General features: G+C 69.8%; 15 protein-coding genes. 12 read left to right on the top strand and 3 right to left on the bottom strand.

Annotation, left to right across the window (positions count from 1 at the left end):
- Positions 1-107 precede the first annotated feature (107 nt).
- Together ABT130_RS33985 and ABT130_RS33980 are read left to right on the top strand one after the other, a co-directional pair.
- The gene (locus tag ABT130_RS33985) at positions 108-2,753 is read left to right on the top strand and encodes a sensor histidine kinase (protein WP_350962463.1); all 2,646 of its coding nucleotides are present in this window, start codon (positions 108-110) and stop codon (positions 2,751-2,753) included.
- Between the two features lie 2 nt (positions 2,754-2,755).
- On the top strand, positions 2,756-3,166 hold the full coding sequence (locus ABT130_RS33980; RefSeq protein WP_350962461.1) for a DUF742 domain-containing protein: 411 nt from the start codon (positions 2,756-2,758) through the stop codon (positions 3,164-3,166).
- Positions 3,167-3,194: 28 nt separating this feature from the next.
- Here the strand turns inward: ABT130_RS33980 and ABT130_RS33975 are convergent, their stop codons facing one another.
- Both ABT130_RS33975 and ABT130_RS33970 read right to left on the bottom strand, forming a co-directional pair.
- Positions 3,195-4,154: an SIS domain-containing protein gene (locus tag ABT130_RS33975; RefSeq protein ID WP_350930332.1), complete on the bottom strand. Its 960-nt coding sequence runs from the start codon at positions 4,152-4,154 to the stop codon at positions 3,195-3,197.
- Positions 4,155-4,180: 26 nt separating this feature from the next.
- Positions 4,181-5,146, bottom strand: coding sequence for a hypothetical protein (locus tag ABT130_RS33970; RefSeq protein ID WP_350930333.1), 966 nt, complete (start codon positions 5,144-5,146; stop codon positions 4,181-4,183).
- A gap of 313 nt (positions 5,147-5,459) precedes the next feature.
- Between ABT130_RS33970 and ABT130_RS33965 the strand changes: the two genes are divergently transcribed.
- The 4 genes from ABT130_RS33965 to ABT130_RS33950 are packed head-to-tail and all read left to right on the top strand — an operon-like array spanning position 5,460 to position 9,259.
- Positions 5,460-6,584, top strand: coding sequence for a polyamine ABC transporter substrate-binding protein (locus tag ABT130_RS33965; protein ID WP_350930334.1), 1,125 nt, complete (start codon positions 5,460-5,462; stop codon positions 6,582-6,584).
- Positions 6,581-7,462, top strand: a complete 882-nt coding sequence (locus tag ABT130_RS33960) for an ABC transporter permease (protein ID WP_350930335.1) — start codon at positions 6,581-6,583, stop codon at positions 7,460-7,462. Before ABT130_RS33965 ends, ABT130_RS33960 begins: the two co-directional genes overlap by 4 nt.
- Entirely contained in the window at positions 7,455-8,228 is a 774-nt protein-coding gene (locus tag ABT130_RS33955) for an ABC transporter permease (protein ID WP_350930336.1), read from the top strand. Before ABT130_RS33960 ends, ABT130_RS33955 begins: the two co-directional genes overlap by 8 nt.
- Positions 8,228-9,259: an ABC transporter ATP-binding protein gene (locus ABT130_RS33950; RefSeq protein WP_350962460.1), complete on the top strand. Its 1,032-nt coding sequence runs from the start codon at positions 8,228-8,230 to the stop codon at positions 9,257-9,259. The genes ABT130_RS33955 and ABT130_RS33950 overlap by 1 nt, the downstream gene beginning before the upstream one ends.
- Here ABT130_RS33950 and ABT130_RS33945 read toward each other — a convergent pair.
- The gene (locus tag ABT130_RS33945) at positions 9,253-9,861 is read right to left on the bottom strand and encodes a TetR/AcrR family transcriptional regulator (RefSeq protein ID WP_343971971.1); all 609 of its coding nucleotides are present in this window, start codon (positions 9,859-9,861) and stop codon (positions 9,253-9,255) included. The two genes, ABT130_RS33950 and ABT130_RS33945, sit on opposite strands and share 7 nt — an antisense overlap.
- Before the next feature lie 125 nt (positions 9,862-9,986).
- Between ABT130_RS33945 and ABT130_RS33940 the strand changes: the two genes are divergently transcribed.
- From ABT130_RS33940 to ABT130_RS33915, 6 genes are all read left to right on the top strand, one after another.
- Positions 9,987-11,258, top strand: coding sequence for a glycosyltransferase (locus tag ABT130_RS33940; RefSeq protein WP_350962458.1), 1,272 nt, complete (start codon positions 9,987-9,989; stop codon positions 11,256-11,258).
- Positions 11,259-11,292: 34 nt separating this feature from the next.
- Complete coding sequence (locus ABT130_RS33935) at positions 11,293-12,699, top strand: aminobutyraldehyde dehydrogenase (protein WP_350930340.1); 1,407 nt, start codon at positions 11,293-11,295, stop codon at positions 12,697-12,699.
- Positions 12,700-12,896: 197 nt separating this feature from the next.
- On the top strand, positions 12,897-15,794 hold the full coding sequence (locus tag ABT130_RS33930; RefSeq protein WP_350962456.1) for a sensor histidine kinase: 2,898 nt from the start codon (positions 12,897-12,899) through the stop codon (positions 15,792-15,794).
- Positions 15,791-16,213, top strand: coding sequence for a roadblock/LC7 domain-containing protein (locus ABT130_RS33925; RefSeq protein ID WP_030906232.1), 423 nt, complete (start codon positions 15,791-15,793; stop codon positions 16,211-16,213). The genes ABT130_RS33930 and ABT130_RS33925 overlap by 4 nt, the downstream gene beginning before the upstream one ends.
- A 9-nt stretch (positions 16,214-16,222) precedes the next feature.
- Positions 16,223-16,624 (top strand): DUF742 domain-containing protein, encoded by a 402-nt coding sequence (locus ABT130_RS33920; RefSeq protein WP_084195143.1) that lies wholly within the window; start codon positions 16,223-16,225, stop codon positions 16,622-16,624.
- 7 nt (positions 16,625-16,631) lie between these two features.
- A complete protein-coding gene (locus tag ABT130_RS33915) occupies positions 16,632-17,171 on the top strand; it encodes a GTP-binding protein (protein WP_350930342.1) in 540 nt (179 codons plus the stop codon).
- Positions 17,172-17,677: the final 506 nt, after the last annotated feature.

Raw genomic sequence — 17,677 nt, 5'->3', positions numbered from 1 at the left:
GAACCGCGGGAAATTCGACCAGGGGTTCATCCACCGAGAGGCAGCGTTCGGTGAGCACACAGAGGATCCAAGACGCGGGCAGCGGCCTACGCCCGCGGAACTGGCGGGTGCGTCGGCGCCTTGTCGCGCTCATCCTGGTGCCCACGATCGCCGCGGTGCTGCTCGGCGGGGTCCAGGTGTTCGCCTCGATGAGTGCCTCGGGCGACTACCGGCGGATCAACGACCTCGCCCGGCTCTCCGGCCACGTCGGCGCGCTCACCCACGAACTGGCCGAGGAACGTGACCACACCGCCTGGTTCATCGCCCTTGGCCGCCCCGCGAGCGGGGTGGAGAACGTGCGGGCCCAGATGGACCTGGTCGACGGTGTCGTGATACGCGTTCGCGAGAGCGGCGCCCTGCTCGGCGGGGAGGTGAGCGGCCGTACCCGGGACGAGGTCGAGGCCGCGATCACCCGTCTGGACGACCTCCCCCCGCTGCGTACCCAGGCTCTTGGGGCGACGCTGCTGCCCGACGCGGCCATCGCCGCCTACAGCCTGGTCATCGCCGATCTGATCTCCCTCCACGACGAGCTCGGCAAGGGCACGGCCGACGACGTCCTGTTCGGCCAGGCCCTGGCCCTGGACGCGCTCGCCCGCGCCAAGGAGGCGGTCTCGTTCCAGCGGGCGCTGCTGACCGTGGTGCTGGTGGCGGGGCGGTTCGAGCAGGAGCAGATGGAGCAGTTCCTCGGCGCGCTCTCCACGGAGCGCAACGAGAGGAAGACCTTCGCCGCCGAGGCCGGAAGCCGGGACCGCCGCCTCTTCGACGAGGCGGTCAACGGCCCTGCCGCCGACCGCGCCGAGTCCCTCCGCGAGCTGGTCCTGCTCCGCGCGGCCTCCGGCATCTCGCTGAAAGGGCTGGACCTGGCGGAGAAGGACGACGCCAAGGAGTGGTACGACGCGGCCACCGTCGTCGTCGACCACATGCGCGGGGTCGAGGAACGGCACGCCCGGGACATCGTGCTACGCAGCCAGCAGCTCGGTGACGCCGAGCAGAGGCACGCCCTGATGGTCGCCATGGCCGTCGTCACCCTGCTGGCGCTCGTGCTGGTGATCACCATCTGGGTGGCGCGCTCGCTGGTCAGCCCGCTACGGCGGCTGCGCGGGGAGGCACTGGAGGTCGCCGGGGAGCGGCTGCCCGCGTACGTCCAGCGGATCCGCGAGTCGCGCGAGGGGGAGGTCGTCGCGGACGTGCCGCCGATCGGGGTGCTCTCCCGAGACGAGATCGGTGAGGTCGCCAGGGCGTTCGACGAGGTGCTCAGGGAGGCGGTGCGGCTGGCGGGCGACGAGGCCAAGCTGCGCAACACGGTGAACGCGATGTTCGTCAACCTCTCCCGGCGGAGCCAGAGTCTGGTGGAACGCCAGCTCAGCCTGGTCGAGCGGCTGGAGCGCGGCGAGCGCGACGACCAGCGGCTGGCGGACCTGTTCAAGCTCGACCACCTCGCCACCCGCATGCGCCGCAACAGCGAGAACCTGCTCGTCCTCGCCGGGCAGGAGGTGGCGCGACGCTGGAGGCAGCCTGTCGAGCTGATGGACGTGGTCAGGGCGTCGCTGTCGGAGGTGGAGAACTACGAGCGGGTGACGAACCGGGTCCAGTCGGAGGTCGCCGTCGCGGGCCCCGCGGTGAGCGACGTGGTCCACCTGCTGGCCGAGTTGGTGGAGAACGCCATCTCGTTCTCGCAGACGAAAACCAGGGTCACGGTGTCCAGCAGCCGGATCGAGGGCGGAGGCGTGATGATCTCGGTGACCGACCAGGGCATCGGCATGACGCTCGACGAGCTCGCCCAGGCCAACTGGCGGCTGGCCAACCCGCAGGCCGCCGACGCCTCGGTCGCCCGCCACATGGGTCTGTTCGTGGTCGGCCGTCTCGCGCTCAAGCACGGCATCCGTGTCCAGCTTCGCCCCCAGGGGACCGGCCTGACCGCGATGGTCCTCCTCCCGGAGACACTCCTCGTCACGCCGCCCCCCGCGCCCCAGCAGGTCGGTTACCCGCGGCTCCCCGCCGCCTTACCCGCGGGCGTCGCGCCCCTTGCCGGCCCGTCGTTCCCGCAGGCTCCCGGCGCGGGGCCGCCCGGTGCCGAGGGCCTGCCCCCGAGGGTTCCCGTGCTCGCGGCGCCCCCCGCGCAGACGTGGCCCGCACCCGCGTGGGACGGGCAGCCGGACGCGAGCGCGCCGAGCGTGTGGAGTCCGCCCCCGGAGCGGTCCCGCCCGCAGGGGGAGTTCCCGGCGCCGCACCCCGGCCCGCTCGACTCCCTTCCCCGTCCGGCCCGGGCGGACGAGACAGGGCCGTTGCCCAGGGTGGGGACCTCGCCGCCAGCGAAACAGGACGACTTCCTGCCGATCTTCGCCTCGGTCGAGTCCGCCTGGTTCAGGAACACCGCCTCCAGAGATACCGGTGCGGCCACGGGCGATCCCGCTCCGGAGAGCCCCCGGGACGAGCCCGAGCCGTGGTCCTCGCCCGGTGACGGGGGCTGGCAGGCAGCCCAGGCGGCGAGCGCACCCGCACACGGCGGTACGACCGGGGCCGGCCTGCCCAAACGCACCCCCAGGGCGAACCTGGTGCCCGGCTCGGTGGCGCCGCTCGCGCGGTCACAGCCGAACCCTGACCCGGGGCCGGGCGCGCTCCCGGTCTCGGCAGAGCGGCTCCGCGAACGGATGTCGAGCTTCCAGCAGGGCGTGCGCAGGGCGCGCAACGAGCTCCCGGACCAGGACCGGTAGCCGTGCGGGCCGACAACTCCGACGGTGGGCAGGACGGGCGCTTCGGGTACGAGCCGGAGTACGGCGAACCGGTCGAGGAGGAGAGCTCGCTGGTCCGGATGTACGCCGTGACCGGAGGGCGGATCGTGCCGAGCGCCAAGCTCGCCATGGAGGCGATGGTCTCGACCTCGACCCCGGCCCAGCTCGGCCTGTCCTACATCCGGGAGTACCGCCTCATCAGCGATCTGTGCCGCCGGGTCCGCTCGGTCGCGGAGATCTCCGCCCTCCTCGGCGTCCCTCTCGGCGTGACCCGCGTCCTGGTCTCCGACATGGAGTCCGAGGGCCTGGTGCGGATCCACCACCCCAAGGTCGACGCGGCGGGTCCCGGTCCCGACCTCCTCGAACGCGTCCTCAGCGGCCTCGACCAGATCTGAGGCCCGTCGTGGGCCCGCTGTGGGCGGGTCAGCTCGGGGCGAGCCACCACCTGGCGGCGACGAGCTCGGCCACCAGGGTCTCGGTCAGGAGCGCCACGTCGGGGTCGTCGTCGTGGCGGTAGCGGACGGCGGCCTTGGCGCCGGGGAGGTCGCCGCCGACGGCCAGGACCGTGGAGCCGCGCTGCCGGATCCAGTCCATGGCCTGCTCGTCGTAGCGAGAACCGGGGAACAGGATGGCGCGGTAGTCCAGGGTCTTGGTGAGGTAGACGTCCACGTGGGCCCAGTCGCCGGTCTCGCACGCGTCGGCCGCCCTGCGCGGCCCCTCCCGGAACATCAGGGCCGACTGCTCGGCGGAGGACAGGTGCTCGGCGGGGGCGATCGTGTAGACGCCGTGCGGGCCGTCGAGCAGTGCCGCCGCCGGCTCCAGCCACTCGTCGCGGCGCTCCAGCAGATCGGCGGTGGCCTCGGCCGTACGGCGGAGCAGTGCGGGTGAGTCCCCGCCGGAGGCGGTGAGGCGGTTTCCGAGTGCCAGGAGCAGGGCGAGGGTGTGCTGGAAGGTCCGACAGGCCACGCCGCCGCGCTCCTCGCCGGCCAGCATCGGGACCACCAGGTCGGCGCCCTCGGTGACCGGCGAGCCCGGCGCGTTGGTCAGCGCGAGGACGAAGGAGCGGCCACGCACGCGGGCGACCGCGTCGAGGGTCTCCCTGCTGCCACCGGTGGCGGAGATGGCGACCACCAGGGTGTCCGGGCTCGGCGGGTAGGTCAGGGCGGCGGAGGCGTACTCGGCCACCGCGTCCACCCCGGCGGCCCGCAGGCGCAGCGCGGCCACCCGGGCGGCGTACCGGGAGCTGCCCATGCCGAGGAAGACCACCCGCCGGATCCCGGAGGGGACTCCGGCGAACAGGTCGTCGGCCTCCAGGGCGCTCGCCAGGCCGGTCAGCGCGGCGGGCTTGGCCTCCAGATCGGTGAGGTACAGCTCGGGAATCACGTGCTCTCCTTCATCGGTTTCAACGGTCACCGGTAGCGGGACCGCAGTACGCCCATCGGGGCGTAGCGCCAGCGGGGGAGATGCCGGGCGGCGTAGACGAGCTCGCGGCACTCCTGTTCGACCTCGAACGGGCGCAGCAGGGAACGGTCCAAAAGGCCGGCATGGCCCAGCTCGGCCAGGCGGTCTGAGTAGGCCGACTCCAGGGTGGCGCGGGCCGCGACGGCCCACTCGGCGATCATCGCCGGATCGGCGTCGCGGCGCCTGACCGCGACCTGGCCGACGTGTTCGAGGCTCGTGGTGAGCTGGGCGAGGTCGCGGGCGGCGGGCTGGAAGGGGGCGGCGTCCGCGACGGTCGGGTTGCCGTCGAAGTCGATCACCGCGTACCCGTCCCGCCAGCGGAGCATCTGGCCGACGTGCAGGTCGCCGTGGATGCGGATCAGCGGGGTGGCGCCCGCGGCGGCCAGCGGAGCCAGGTCGGCGCGGAGCGCGCCGGCGTGGGCCGCGAGCCACTCGCCGTCCTCGCCGTCGGTCAGTGCCAGCGCCTCCTCCAGCGCCTCGCCGGCCCGGAGCGACCACGGGCCCTCCGCCGTGCGTACCGGGTCGGGGAAGGTCACCGACGGGGTCGCCATCGCCGCGTGCAGGTCGGCCGAGAGGGCGCCCAGGTCGGCGGCGAAGGAGGTGCCGAAGGAGACGGCCTCGTCCACGCACCACTCCCAGCCGTCCCTCGCCTCGGGGAGGTAGGCGGTGACGAGGGCGAGCAACATCTCGGAGCCGTCGTCCGCGCGCCGGGAGAGGGCCGCGTAGGGCGTGGCGGTCGCGGTGAAGCCGACCGATGTCAGGTGCGCGAACATGTCGGGCGCGGGCGCCGGGAGCGGCACGGGCGGGGTGAGCCACTTGACGACCACCTTCTCGCCGACGACCACCGAGTGGTTGGTCTGGTCGACGTCGAACCCGCGCTCACCCGTCCCTGCGGCTCCGTCGATCCATGACAATTGAGTGTCGGTTGAGAAAACCGTGACAGCCGGGGAGGGAAGCGGATGGAACCGGCGAACTCTGAAGGGGGAGGGATCTGCACTGGTCAGAGCGTCAAGGAGGGCGCTGCTCCGTCCGTCGCCGGCTCGGGGAACCGTGTCGAGCCGGTTCCAGATTGAAGCTGGATTTAACAAACGGACCCAACTTTCCAGGGGTGATGTCGTGGGAAGTCTTGCTCAAGATAATGTTGACTGCAACACTCCTGCTTTGGTCTGCCGTGTCCCCAACGGCCGGTCTACCCCACTTACACTGAATTCTGAAGGAGTAGCGGCCGTGTCCCGCACCCGGTACCCCCGTAATCTTCCGGCTGCCGCCCTGGCCGTCGGCCTCGCGCTCGCAGTCTCGGCATGTGGCGGGGGGGCCGCGGAGACCGCCGCGCCCGCTGCCAGTGCCTCATCGGCGCAGCTCAACCCGAACGCCGACCTTTCCAAGCAGAGCATCACCATCTCCGTCTGGGACGGCTACACCCCCAAGGAACTGGCCACCGAGGTCAAGGAGAAGCTCAAGACCGACCTCAAGGTCACGCTGCACGACACCAACGAAGTGATCATGGCGAAGCTCACCAGCGGCGCCGACACCGGGCTCGACGTGGCCTTCGTCTCCGGTCAGTACGCCCAGGCGCTCAACGAGGCCGGGCTGCTGGAGCCGCTCCACCCCGAGCTCATCCCGAACCTCGCGAACCTCTACCCCGAGGCCAAGGAGCTCTCCTACGACAAGGGCAACGTCTTCTCGGTTCCCTATACCTGGGGCACCACCGGCATCTGTTACCGGACCGACCTGCTGAAGACCGCTCCGACGAGTTGGAACGACATCCTCGACCCGCCGGCCGACGCGGTCAAGAAGGTCACCATGATGACCACCGAGCGCTGGCTGGCCCTGCCAGCCATCAAGGCGCTCGGCTACTCGGTCAACACCAAGAGCGACGAGGAGATCGCCAAGGTCAAGGCGAAGCTGCTGGAGACCAAGCCGAAGCTGCTCGGCTACGACGACACCACCTTCGGCGACAAGCTGAAGAGCGGCGAGGCCGTGATGGTCGAGGCGTGGGACGGCTGGTGCCCGACCACCGAGAAGAACATCAAGTTCGTGGTGCCGAAGGAGGGCAGCGACCTGTGGGTGGACACCATGGTCGTGCTGAAGTCCTCCAAGAACAAGGAGGCGGCACACGCCTTCATCAACTACATTCTGGACCCGAAGGTGCACGGCTGGGCCGCGGAGAACATCCTCTACAAGGTCCCGAACAAGGCCGCGATGGACGCGATGAACCCCGAGCTCAAGGCCGCCAACGCCCCGCTGCAGATGAGCCCGTCCGACCTGCTCAAGGGTGAGTCGATCATCGACCTGGGCGAGGACTCACTGAAGTTCACCAGGCTCGCGACCGAGGTCGCGGCCCAGCAGTGACACGCTCCACCACCTCCGGCGCGTCCGTGCGATCACGGGCGCGCCGATCGCGTGCCCTGGGAAGGCTCGTCTTCCTGGGGCCCGGACTGACATACCTGATCGTCCTGCTGGTGATCCCGCTGGCGCTGCTCATCAGCTTCACGGTGTTTCGCAGGGGCCGCTTCGGCGGCGTGGTCTACGAGGCGACGGGGGAGAACTTCACCCGCCTGCTCGACCCCCTCTATCTCGACGTGCTGATCGGCTCGCTGAAGCTGGCCGCGATCGCCACGCTGATCGCCCTGCTGGTCGGCTACCCGACGGCCTACCTGATCGCCCAGCTGCCGTCGAAGTGGAAGACGATCGCGCTGGTCGCGGTCGTGCTGCCGTTCTGGACCAACTTCCTGGTACGCATCTACGCCTGGATCGTCCTGCTGAGCGGTCCCGGGCTGGTCAACAGCACCCTGATGGACCTGGGACTGATCGACAAGCCGCTGGAGCTGCTCTACAACCAGGGCACCATCGTCACCGGCCTGGTGTACTCGTACCTGCCGCTGATGGTCCTGCCGCTGTACGCGGCGATCGAGAAGCTGGACCCGCAGCTCCGCGAGGCGTCGGCCAACCTCGGCGCCGGGCCCGTCCGCACGTTCGCCTCGGTGACGCTGCCGCTGACCCTGCCGGGTGTGTTCACCGGTTGCCTGTTCGTGTTCGTACCGAGCTTCGGCAACTTCATCATCCCCGAGCTGCTCGGCGGTGGCCGTTCCATCATGGTCGGCAACCTGATCAGGGACCAGTTCCTCAAGGCACGCGACTGGCCGTTCGGGTCCACCCTCGCACTGGCGCTCATCGCCGTGCTGATCGTCCTGCTGCTCGCGCAGGCATGGAGTGCCCGACGTGCGTAGACCCCGACTGCTGTACGTCCCCTTCTGGGCGACCTACGTCTTCCTCTACACGCCGATCGTCGTGCTCGTCGTGATGTCCTTCAACGCCGGCGAGTCCCCCTACGTCCACGAGGGCTTCAGCCTGAAGTGGTACGGCACGCTCGCCGAGAACGCCGACATTCGCCAGGGCCTGGTCAACACGCTGATCGTGGCCGTTGGCTCCACGGTGCTGGCCACGGTGCTCGGCACCCTGCTGGCCGTGGGCCTGGCCCGCCACACCAGGTCGCGGGCGCTCGACGCGCTCGGCGTGCTGCCGGCCGTCCTGCCCGACCTGGTGCTGGGCATCGGCCTGCTGGTGTTCTACGCCATGATCAAGTCGACCCTCGGGCTGCACTCGGTGCTGCTGGCCCACACGGTGTTCGGCATGGCGTTCGTGACCGCGGTGGTCCGCACCCGGCTCACCCACGCCGACACCTCCCTGGAGGAGGCGTCCAGGGACCTGGGGGCGACGCCGTTCACCACGTTCCTCCGGATCACGCTGCCGCAGCTGGCGCCGGGCATCCTGGCCGGCGCGCTGCTCGCGTTCACCCTCTCGATCGACGAGTTCGTCATCGCGTTCTTCACGGCGGCGCCCACCACGCCGACCCTGCCCATCGTCATCTACTCAATGGTCCGCTTCGGGGTCACCCCCGAGATCAACGCCCTGGCCACGCTGCTGCTGCTCGTGAGCTTCACCGCGGTGATCGTGACCCAGCGGATGACCCGACTGACGGAGTCGCTGTCCTAATGCTGAAGATCACGGGTGTCAGCCGCCGGTTCGGTGACGTCACGGCGCTGTCGGACGTCTCCCTGGAGATCCGGCAGGGCGAGTTCTTCGCGTTGCTCGGCCCCAGCGGCTGCGGTAAGACGACACTCCTGCGGATCCTGGCGGGCTTCGAGTCGCCCGACGAGGGCACCGTCACGCTCGACGGCGACGACCTGCTCGGCCAGGCGGCCCACCGCCGCCCGGTCAACCTGATGTTCCAGTCGTACGCGCTCTTCCCGCACATGACCGTGGCCAAGAACGTCGCGTACGGCCTGGAGCGGGAGAGGCTGGGCAGGGCGGAGGTCCGCGGCCGGGTCGACGAGGTCCTGGAGAAGGTCGGGCTGGAGGCCATGGCCGGCCGCAGGCCGCATCAGCTCTCCGGCGGCCAGCGGCAGCGGGTCGCGCTCGCCCGCGCGATCGTCAAGCGGCCGCGCCTGCTGCTGCTGGACGAGCCGCTGTCCGCGCTGGACAAGAAGGTGCGCGCGGAGATGCAGCTGGAGCTCAAGCGGCTCCAGAACGAGGTCGGCATCACCTTCGTCGTGGTCACCCACGACCAGGAGGAGGCCATGTCGCTGGCCGACAGGATCGCGGTCTTCAACGCCGGTGGGGTCGAGCAGGTGGACGCCCCGGTGGAGCTGTACGAGCACCCGCGCACGCCGTTCGTCGCCGGCTTCGTGGGGGCCAACAACATCTTCGAGGGCAGGGCCTGCTCGGTCGGCCTGGCCGGCGAGGAACTCGGCATCCTTCCCGGGACGTCGGACCTGCCCGACGGCACGCCCGCGTTGCTCGCCGTACGACCGGAGCGGATCAGGCTGGACGACGAGGGCAAGGGCGTGCTGAGCGGCGAGGTCGTCGACGTGAGCTTCTACGGCGGCGTCTCGCACGTGTCGGTACAGGTGAGCGGGCGCCGGCAGCCCGTGCTGGTGGCCACCCAGGGGGCCACCCAGGTCCAGGCGGGTTCTGAGGTGGCGCTCGGCTGGGCCGAGGGGGACGGAGTGCTGATCCCTCAATGAGACGAGTTGAGCGGGTGGTTCGTCGCGGTCCTGGCGTAGTCGAGGATGAGTTCCGCCGCCTCCTGCGGGCCGATCACCGGGTGGCGGGCCGTTATGCGATAGCCGTACGCATCCTCGAGCGCGACCAGGTTGCGGGCGATGAGCAGGGAGTCGCCCGACAGCGTGAAGGTCTCCAACGCGGCCCCGGTGTCCAGGATGCTCTGGTAGAGCGAGACCTGGCGGTCGTAGAGGGTGGTCAGCAGCAGGGCGTACATCCTGTTGCGGGGCGCGGCTCCGCCGAGCTCGTTGAGCAGCCGGACGTCCGGGTCGTCCGGACCGTGCGGCAGCCCCGAGCGGACGGTCACGACAAGCTTCTCCGCGGGGTCGCGCATGCCTTTGATCCGCTTGAGTCGCTGCTCGTAGAAGCGCTCCATCCCGGCGTGGTGGGCGTCGACCAGCAGTTCGCTGAGACGCGGGTAGTGGTACAGGACGGCCCCGGAGGTGAGCCCGGCCTCCTCCGCGACATGGTTGAGGTGCACTCCCTCGGTGCCGTGCCGGATGATCGCCCGATGTGCGGCCGCGATGAGATCCAGGCGCCGGTCCGCCCGTCCCTTGCGCGTCATATTCCCCCGCTCGTTGAAAACCACGCTCTGTGCCGGGGTCCATAGTGACCGTTTTCTAGAATTTTTGCTAGCCGAGAATTCCACCATTCTTCAAAAGCCGCAACCTCTAGACGTAAGGAGGCGTGATGTCCCTCACGATCCTGTTCATGCCGGAGAGCGCCTACGGGCCGACGAACAACTGCATCGGCATCGGTGACATTCTTCGCAAGCATGGGCATAGAGTCGTTTTCGCAGCTGAGGCCTCCTGGAAGGGGAAATTGGAGGCCCTCGGATTCGAGGAGGACCTGGTCGATCTCGCGCCTCCGGCAGAAGAGGAGCAGGACGCCGGGCAGTTCTGGAAGGACTTCATCAGGGACACCGCACCGGAATACCGGAAGTCCACTCTGGAGCAGCTGGAGACGGTCACCAAGCCGATCTGGGAGGCGCTTATCGACGGCGCCAAGTACTGCGAGCCGCAGTTGAAGGAGATTATCGAGCGCGTCCAGCCGGACGTCATCGTCGAGGACAACGTCATCACCTTCCCGGCGCTGCTGACGGCGGGCAAGCCGTTCGTCCGGATCGTCTCCTGCAACCCGCTGGAGGTGCGCGGTGAGGGCGTCGCCCCGGTCTTCTCCGGGCTGCCCGCCGACGACCGGTCGCAGTGGGGTGCCTTCAACGCCGAGTACGACCGCACCCACCGCGAGATCTGGACCGCCTTCAACGAGTGGGTCGTCGAGCAGGGCGCCGACCCGCTGCCGGACCTGGACTTCATCCACGAGGGTGACCTCAACCTCTACGTCTTCCCCGAGATCGCCGACTACGTCGACGCCCGGCCGCTGGGCGACTCCTGGCACCGCCTGGACTCCTCGGTGCGCGAGACGGACGGTGGTTTCGAGCTCCCCGCGTCGCTGGCCGGGCGGGACGGCTCGCTGGTCTACTTCTCGCTGGGCTCGCTCGGCTCGGCGGACGTCTCGCTCATGCAGCGGGTCATCGACGTGCTGGCCACCACCCCGCACCGCTTCATCGTCTCGATGGGTCCGCTGCACGAGGAGATCAAGCTGGCCGACAACATGTGGGGCGCCGAGTTCGTCCCGCAGACCAAGATCATTCCTATGGTCGACCTGGTCATCACACACGGCGGCAACAACACCACCACCGAGGCGCTGCACTTCGGCAAGCCGATGATCCTGCTGCCCCTGTTCTGGGACCAGTACGACAACGCGCAGCGCGTCCACGAGCTCGGCTACGGTGTGCGCCTGTCCACCTACACCTTCTCCGACGAGGAGCTGACCGGCGCGCTGGACAGGCTCCTGGGCGACGGCGCGCTCCGCGAGCGCCTGGCAGCCGCGGGCGAGGAGATCCGCGGGCGGGACGGCCTGCGCAGGGCGGCCGACCTGATCGAGCGGGCCGGCGCCTGACGGCTCTCCGCACCACCACGATGAGGGAAGTTCCATGGGCAAGTTGATCAATCCGGCGACCGGCGAGCTCCTGAGGGAGATCGCCGACACCCCGATCGAGGAGGTGGCCGCCGCCGTGCGGCGGGCCCGCGTGGCGTTCCGGGAATGGAGCGCCGCGACCCCGGCCGAGCGGGCCAGGGTGCTGCTGCGCTTCGCAGATCTCGTCGAGGCCGACGCCGAGGAGCTCACCCGGCTGGAGGTCGTCGAGACGGGCAAGCCCGCGGCGGTCTTCCGCGACGGCGAGCTGCCGTTCGCGGCGGACAACCTCCGCTTCTTCGCCGGGGCGGCCCGTTCGCTGGACGGCACCGGTGCGGGGGTGCTCAGCTCCGGCTACACCTCGGTGCTGGTGCGTCGTCCGGTGGGCGTCGTCGGATCGATCGCCCCGTGGAACTTCCCCCTGGTCATGGCGGTGTGGAAGATCGGCCCCGCGCTCGCCGCGGGGAACGCGGTGGTCATCAAGCCCGCACCGCAGACGCCGGGCACCACGCTGCGGATGGCCGAGCTGTTCGCCCGGGCCGGCGCGCCCGACGGCCTGCTCCAGGTGGTGCTGGGCGGCGCCGAGGTGGGCGAGGCCCTCGTCACCGACCCGGGCGTCGACATGGTGAGCGTCACGGGCTCCACCACGACCGGCCGCGCGGTCATGCGCGGCGCCACGGGCTCTCTGAAGCGGGTCCACCTGGAGCTCGGCGGCAAGGCTCCGGCGCTGGTCTTCGGTGACGCGGACCTGTCCGAGATGGCCAGGGGCGTCGCGATGGGCGCCACCTACAACACCGGCCAGGACTGCACGGCCGCGACTCGCGTCTACATCTCCCGGGAGGTGTACGACGAGGCGGTCGAGGCGCTGCACGCGACGCTGGCGCGGATCAGTGTGGGCGACCCCTGGGATCCGGCCACCGACATCGGCCCGCTGATCTCCGCGGTGCACCGCGACCGCGTGCACGGCTTCGTGGAGCGGTCCGTCGCCGCGGGCGCCTCCGTGCTCTGCGGCGGCGCCCCGCTCGAAGGGCCCGGTTTCTACTACCCGCCCACGCTGGTTTCCGGCGCGACCCAGGACAGTGAGATCGTTCAGGGTGAACTTTTCGGTCCGGTACTGGTCGCCCTGCCCTTCGACGGAGAGGACGAGGCGGTCCGGCTGGCCAACGACACCGTCTACGGGCTGGCCTCATCGGTCTGGTCCAGGGACGTGGCCAGGGCGCTGCGCGTGTCGCATCGGCTCGATGTGGGCGTGACCTGGGTGAACGACCATCTGCCCATCGCCTCTGAGGCGCCGCACGGCGGGGTCAAGGGGAGCGGCTTCGGCAAGGACATGAGTCAGGAGGCGGTTGGGGAATACTCTGTGACCCGCCACCTGATGATCAAGCACCAGGCTCCGGAGGTGAAAGATTCCTTCCGGCCGGCCTGAAAACTTTGTAGCCGTATGTCCTTTTTGCGGGGATTTATCGGCATTTACTCCATTCGAAGTGACATAAAGGATGTGCTCAAATTGCTTTCGCCGTTTCCAAATCCGGCGAGGGGTTACGTAGGCCAGTGATGACACAAGACCGCCGGAGCCACCGCGCGTCAGGGGTGGGCAGTCGACTCCTGCCGGCGAACTGGCGCGTGCGTCCCCGTCTGGTCGCGCTGATCCTGCTCCCGACCGCCGCGGCCGTCCTGCTCACCGGACTTCAGCTGACCACCGCCCTCGCCACGGCCGGTGAGTACCGCCGGATGACCGAGGTCGCCTCACTGGTCGAGTCGCTCGGCACGCTCGCCCACGAGATGGCCGAGGAGCGCGACCTCACCGCCTGGTACGTCGCCGGCGCCACTCGCGCCCGGCTCACCAAGGTCAGGGAGCAGCGTGGGGTGGTCGACCGGAGCAGCAAGCAGACGCTGGCCGCCATGGAGGACCTCGACGAGTCGCAGGCGGTCCGGGTCCGTACCGAGGTCGCCCAGATCCGCCGCTGGCTCAACGGTCTCCCCGGTCTGCGCAGGCTGATGACCGACGGCAGCGTGCTGCCCCGGGCGGCCCTCGGCATGTACTCACGGATGATCACCGACTTCATCACCCTCCACGACGACCTGGGCCGCAGCGGCGGCGACGAGCGCCTCATCGGTGACGCGCTCGCGCTGGGCGCGCTGACCCGGGCCAAGGAGCAGGTCGCCAGGCAGCGGGGCACCCTCCTGGTCAGCTTCCTGGACCGCAAGTTCGACTTCGACGACCCCGCCGACCTGCTGGGCGCGTACCGGAGCCAGCTGAGCGAGGAAAACGCCTTCCGGGCGACCGCCTCGGCCGCCGAGATCAAGCGCTTCCGCGACGTGGTCAACGGCCCCAAGGTCGACCAGGCCGACTCCATGCGCGCCCTTGTCATGTCCCTCATGCGGGAGAACAAGCCGCTGGAGCGGATCGGCGGCGGCTGGCTCAGGAGCGCCGACACCTGGTACACCGCCTCCTCCGCGATCGTGGACAACATGCGGACCGTCGAGCGCGGCCTGTCGGCCGCGGTGGTCGCCCGCAGCCAGGAGATGGAGAGCGCCGAGCAGCGCAGCGCCGCGATCTCCGGTGTCTCGATCCTGGTCCTGCTGGTCCTGATCCTGCTCATCACCGCCTGGGTGGCCGGCACGCTCGTCCGGCCGCTGCGCAAGCTGCGCAGCGAGGCACTTGAGGTGGCCGACACCCGGCTGCCCGAGACCGTCCGGGTGCTGCGGGAGTCCGGAGACCACGCCCCGAACATCGAGGTGCCCTCCATCGGGGTGGCCTCCCGTGACGAGATCGGGGAAGTGGCCAGGGCCTTCGACGAGGTCCACCGCGAGGCCATCCGGCTGGCGGGTGACGAGGCCCGGCTGCGAAGCAACATCAACGCGATGTTCGTCAACCTCTCCCGGCGCACCCAGTCGCTCGTGGAACGCCAGATCGACCTCATCGACGACCTGGAGCAGGGTGAGCAGGACGAGAGCCGGCTCGGCAGCCTCTTCAAGCTGGACCACCTGGCCACCCGCATGCGCCGGAACTCCGAGAACCTCCTGGTCCTCGCCGGTCAGGAGCAGAGCCGCCGGTGGAGTGAGCCGGTTCCGCTCAGCGACGTCGTCCGCGCCTCGCTGTCGGAGGTCGAGAACTACGAGCGGGTGAACCTCCGGGTCGAGTCGGGCATCTCGATCATCGGCCAGGCTGTCAACGACATCGTCCACCTGGTCGCGGAGCTCGTCGAGAACGCGATCTTCTTCTCGCCGCAGGACACCAAGATCACGGTGACCAGCAACGGCAACGAGATGGGCGCCGTCATCCTGGCGGTCACCGACGCGGGCATCGGCATGAGCGACGAGGAACTGGCCGAGGCCAACCGCCGGCTGGCCGAGCCTCCCGCGGTGGACCTTTCGGTCTCCCGCCGGATGGGCCTGTTCGTGGTCGGCCGCCTGGCCATGCGCCACGGGATCAGGGTCCAGCTCAGGCGCCCGGAGACCGGCGGCCTGAGCGCCGTCGTGCTCCTGCCGGTGCAGGTGGTGGCCCAGGGCACGGTGATGCCCGAGATGGCGATGGCCGGGCAGGGCGGTATGCCGTCCGGTTCCTTCGGCGGTCCCGCAAGCTCGTTCTCCTCGGTGAACCCCGACCCGTTCGGCTCCGCTCCGAACCCGGACCCGTTCGGGACCGGCGCCGGGCGCGGCGGCCGACCGCCGGCCGGCCTCGGACAGCCCGCCCAGGCGCAGCCTCAGACGCCTCCCCAGGTGCCGGCGCCGACGTCCGGGGATCTCTGGTCGGGGCCGGTGGTGCCCGCCTCCGCGGTGGAGGACCTGTGGTCGTCGCCGCTGGCGTCGACCCCGGCGCCGTCGTTCCCCTCGGCCTGGCCCGAGACCTCCTCGTCCGATCTGTGGACACCGCAGCGGCTGGAACCGGTGGAGAACACCCAGGCACTTCCCGCGGTCGAGGTCTCGCCGACGGAACCGGAGCCGGAGGAGTTCCTGCCGATCTTCGCGGCGGTGGGGTCCGACTGGTTCCGCAGCAGCACGTCCGTCGCACCCGAGCCGGAACAGGAGCAGGAGGCAGAGTCCGATCCCGAGCCCGTCGCCGAGGCCAGGCCCCGGCTGCTGGAGCAGCGGGTCAGGCGGGGTCCGCAGGGACTGGAGACCCAGAACTTCCCGCAGATCTCGCACTCCGCGCCGCAGCCTCAGCAGCAGCCGGGGCAGCCGCCGCAGCAGCAGGCACAGCCGCCCAGGTCGGCCGCGCCCGCGGCCGACAGGCAGCCGTGGAGCACCCCCTCGGATCAGGGCTGGGCGGCCGCCGAGGTCGCCAAGAAGCCGGTGGAGGGCGGCGTGACCGGAGCGGGCCTTCCCAAGCGGGTGCCCAAGGCGAACCTCGTTCCCGGAGCCGCCTCGGCGGCACCGGCTGCGCCGGCCCCCTCGATGCCGCCGATATCGGCGGATCGGGTGCGCAGCCGCCTGTCCAGTTTCCAGCAAGGCGTACGGCAGGGACGCGCTGAGATGAGCGAGCGCGCCAAGGCCGTCGAGGGAGAGAACCAGCAGTGAACAACCAACTCAGCCAGGCCGCCCGCGGCTTCAACTGGCTGATCACCGAGTTCGTCAAGGAGATGCCCGGAGTGGCGCACGCGGTGATCGTCTCCGCGGATGGGCTCCCGCTGGCCTACTCCCAGGGGTTTCCCAAGGACCGGGCGGACCAGCTCGCCGCTATCACGGCCGGTCTGATCAGCCTCACCCAGGGCGCCTCACGAGTCTTCGAGGGTGGTCCTGTGGCACAGACAGTGATCGAGATGCAGCGGGGCCTTCTGCTGACCATGTCGATCAGCGATGGTTCCGCGCTGGCCGTACTGGCCTCGCCGGACTGTGACATGGGCCTGGTGGCCTACCAGATGACACTGCTCGCAGAGCGTGCCGGGCAGGCGCTTACGCCTGCGCTACGGGCCGAACTGCAGTCGGTTCAGCGATAGGGGGGTGATATGGACGCACCAGGTTGGCGTGGGCCGGGGGAGGAACCCCAGAACACGTCTCAGGCCAAGAGCGGGCGAGACCGGTTGATTCGCCCGTACGCTGTGACCGGGGGCAGGACCGCCCCCCGGATGCAGCTAGCTCTCGAGGCACTGGTCTCCTCGGCGACGTTGGCGGGGGTGGATCCCGCCACGCTCTCCACGGAATATCAGGCGATCATTTCGCTGTCCCGGCAGGTGCGCTCGGTTGCCGAGCTCTCTGCCCTGTTGCGCATGCCACTTGGCGTGACCCGGGTACTGATCGCGGACATGGCGGCCGAGGGCCTGGTGCAGATCCATCAGCCGTCGCTGGATGCGGGTAAGCCGGATCTCAATTTGCTTGAAAGGGTGCTCAGTGGGCTTCGCAGGCTCTGACGCCGGGATGACGTCGACGAAGATCGTCGTCGCCGGCGGGTTCGGTGTCGGCAAGACGACCTTTGTCGGCGCGGTCTCCGAGATCATGCCGCTGACCACGGAAGCGGTGATGACAGAGGCCAGCGCGGACGTCGACGACCTCTCGCACATCCCGACAAAGCGAACCACCACGGTCGCCATGGACTTCGGCCGGGTCTCGCTGGACCGCGACCTGATCCTGTACCTGTTCGGTACGCCGGGTCAGCACCGGTTCTGGTTCATGTGGGACGACCTCGTGAAGGGTGCGATCGGTGCGATCGTGCTCGTCGACACCCGGCGGCTGGCCGACAGCTTCCCGGCGATCGACTACTTCGAGGAGGCCGGACTACCGTTCGTCGTGGCCCTCAACGGGTTCGGCGGATCGCACATCCACGGTGAGGAGGAGGTGCGGGAGGCTCTGACGATCGCCCCGCACATCCCCGTCGTCCGGACCGACGCCCGGTCCAGGGACGCGGTGAAATCGACCTTGATCACCTTGGTCGAGCACGTCCTCACACTCAGGGTCTGATCTCCTGGCGCGGGTCTCGCCCCCTCGAAGGGGCGAGACCCGCCTTTCTTCCGCCCCCGTGACAAAGATCCCCGGAGTGGGCTCCCGCGGAGCCGCCATCACTCGCCGCGGGCCGGCGGGGCTCGCGCTCCCGCACCGGGCGACGTCCTGGTTCCGGAATCCCCGATCTCCACACCTTGCCGGCCGGCTCGTGCCCCGTCCTCGGGACCCGGGTGTCCCGCACCGGACAACGACATCGGACGGCGGCCCATGGCGGTCCGCCACGCTGGAGACATCTCGTAAGGCCGGCCCCAGACCGTCTGATCCGGCCGGAGGCGACGGCCGATGAATCCCGGACCGCGGACGCGCCGGGGGCCGAGTGAATACGCGGTCTCACGGTCCGGCCTGCGGGCCGCCCGCCGAGCTCGGTCACACGGGTGACCATCGATTTCACGATGGTCGTTTCTTTTCCGCGCGGAAAGTGGATGAAACAGCGGCGGCCGGTGACGTGAACCTCACGTCACCGG

Origin of the sequence: Streptosporangium sp. NPDC001681, from assembly GCF_040298085.1 — a bacterium.
Classification (GTDB): domain Bacteria; phylum Actinomycetota; class Actinomycetes; order Streptosporangiales; family Streptosporangiaceae; genus Streptosporangium.
The sequence above is the reverse complement of the archived record's forward strand: the minus strand, read 5'-3'. Positions and strand labels throughout refer to the sequence as shown.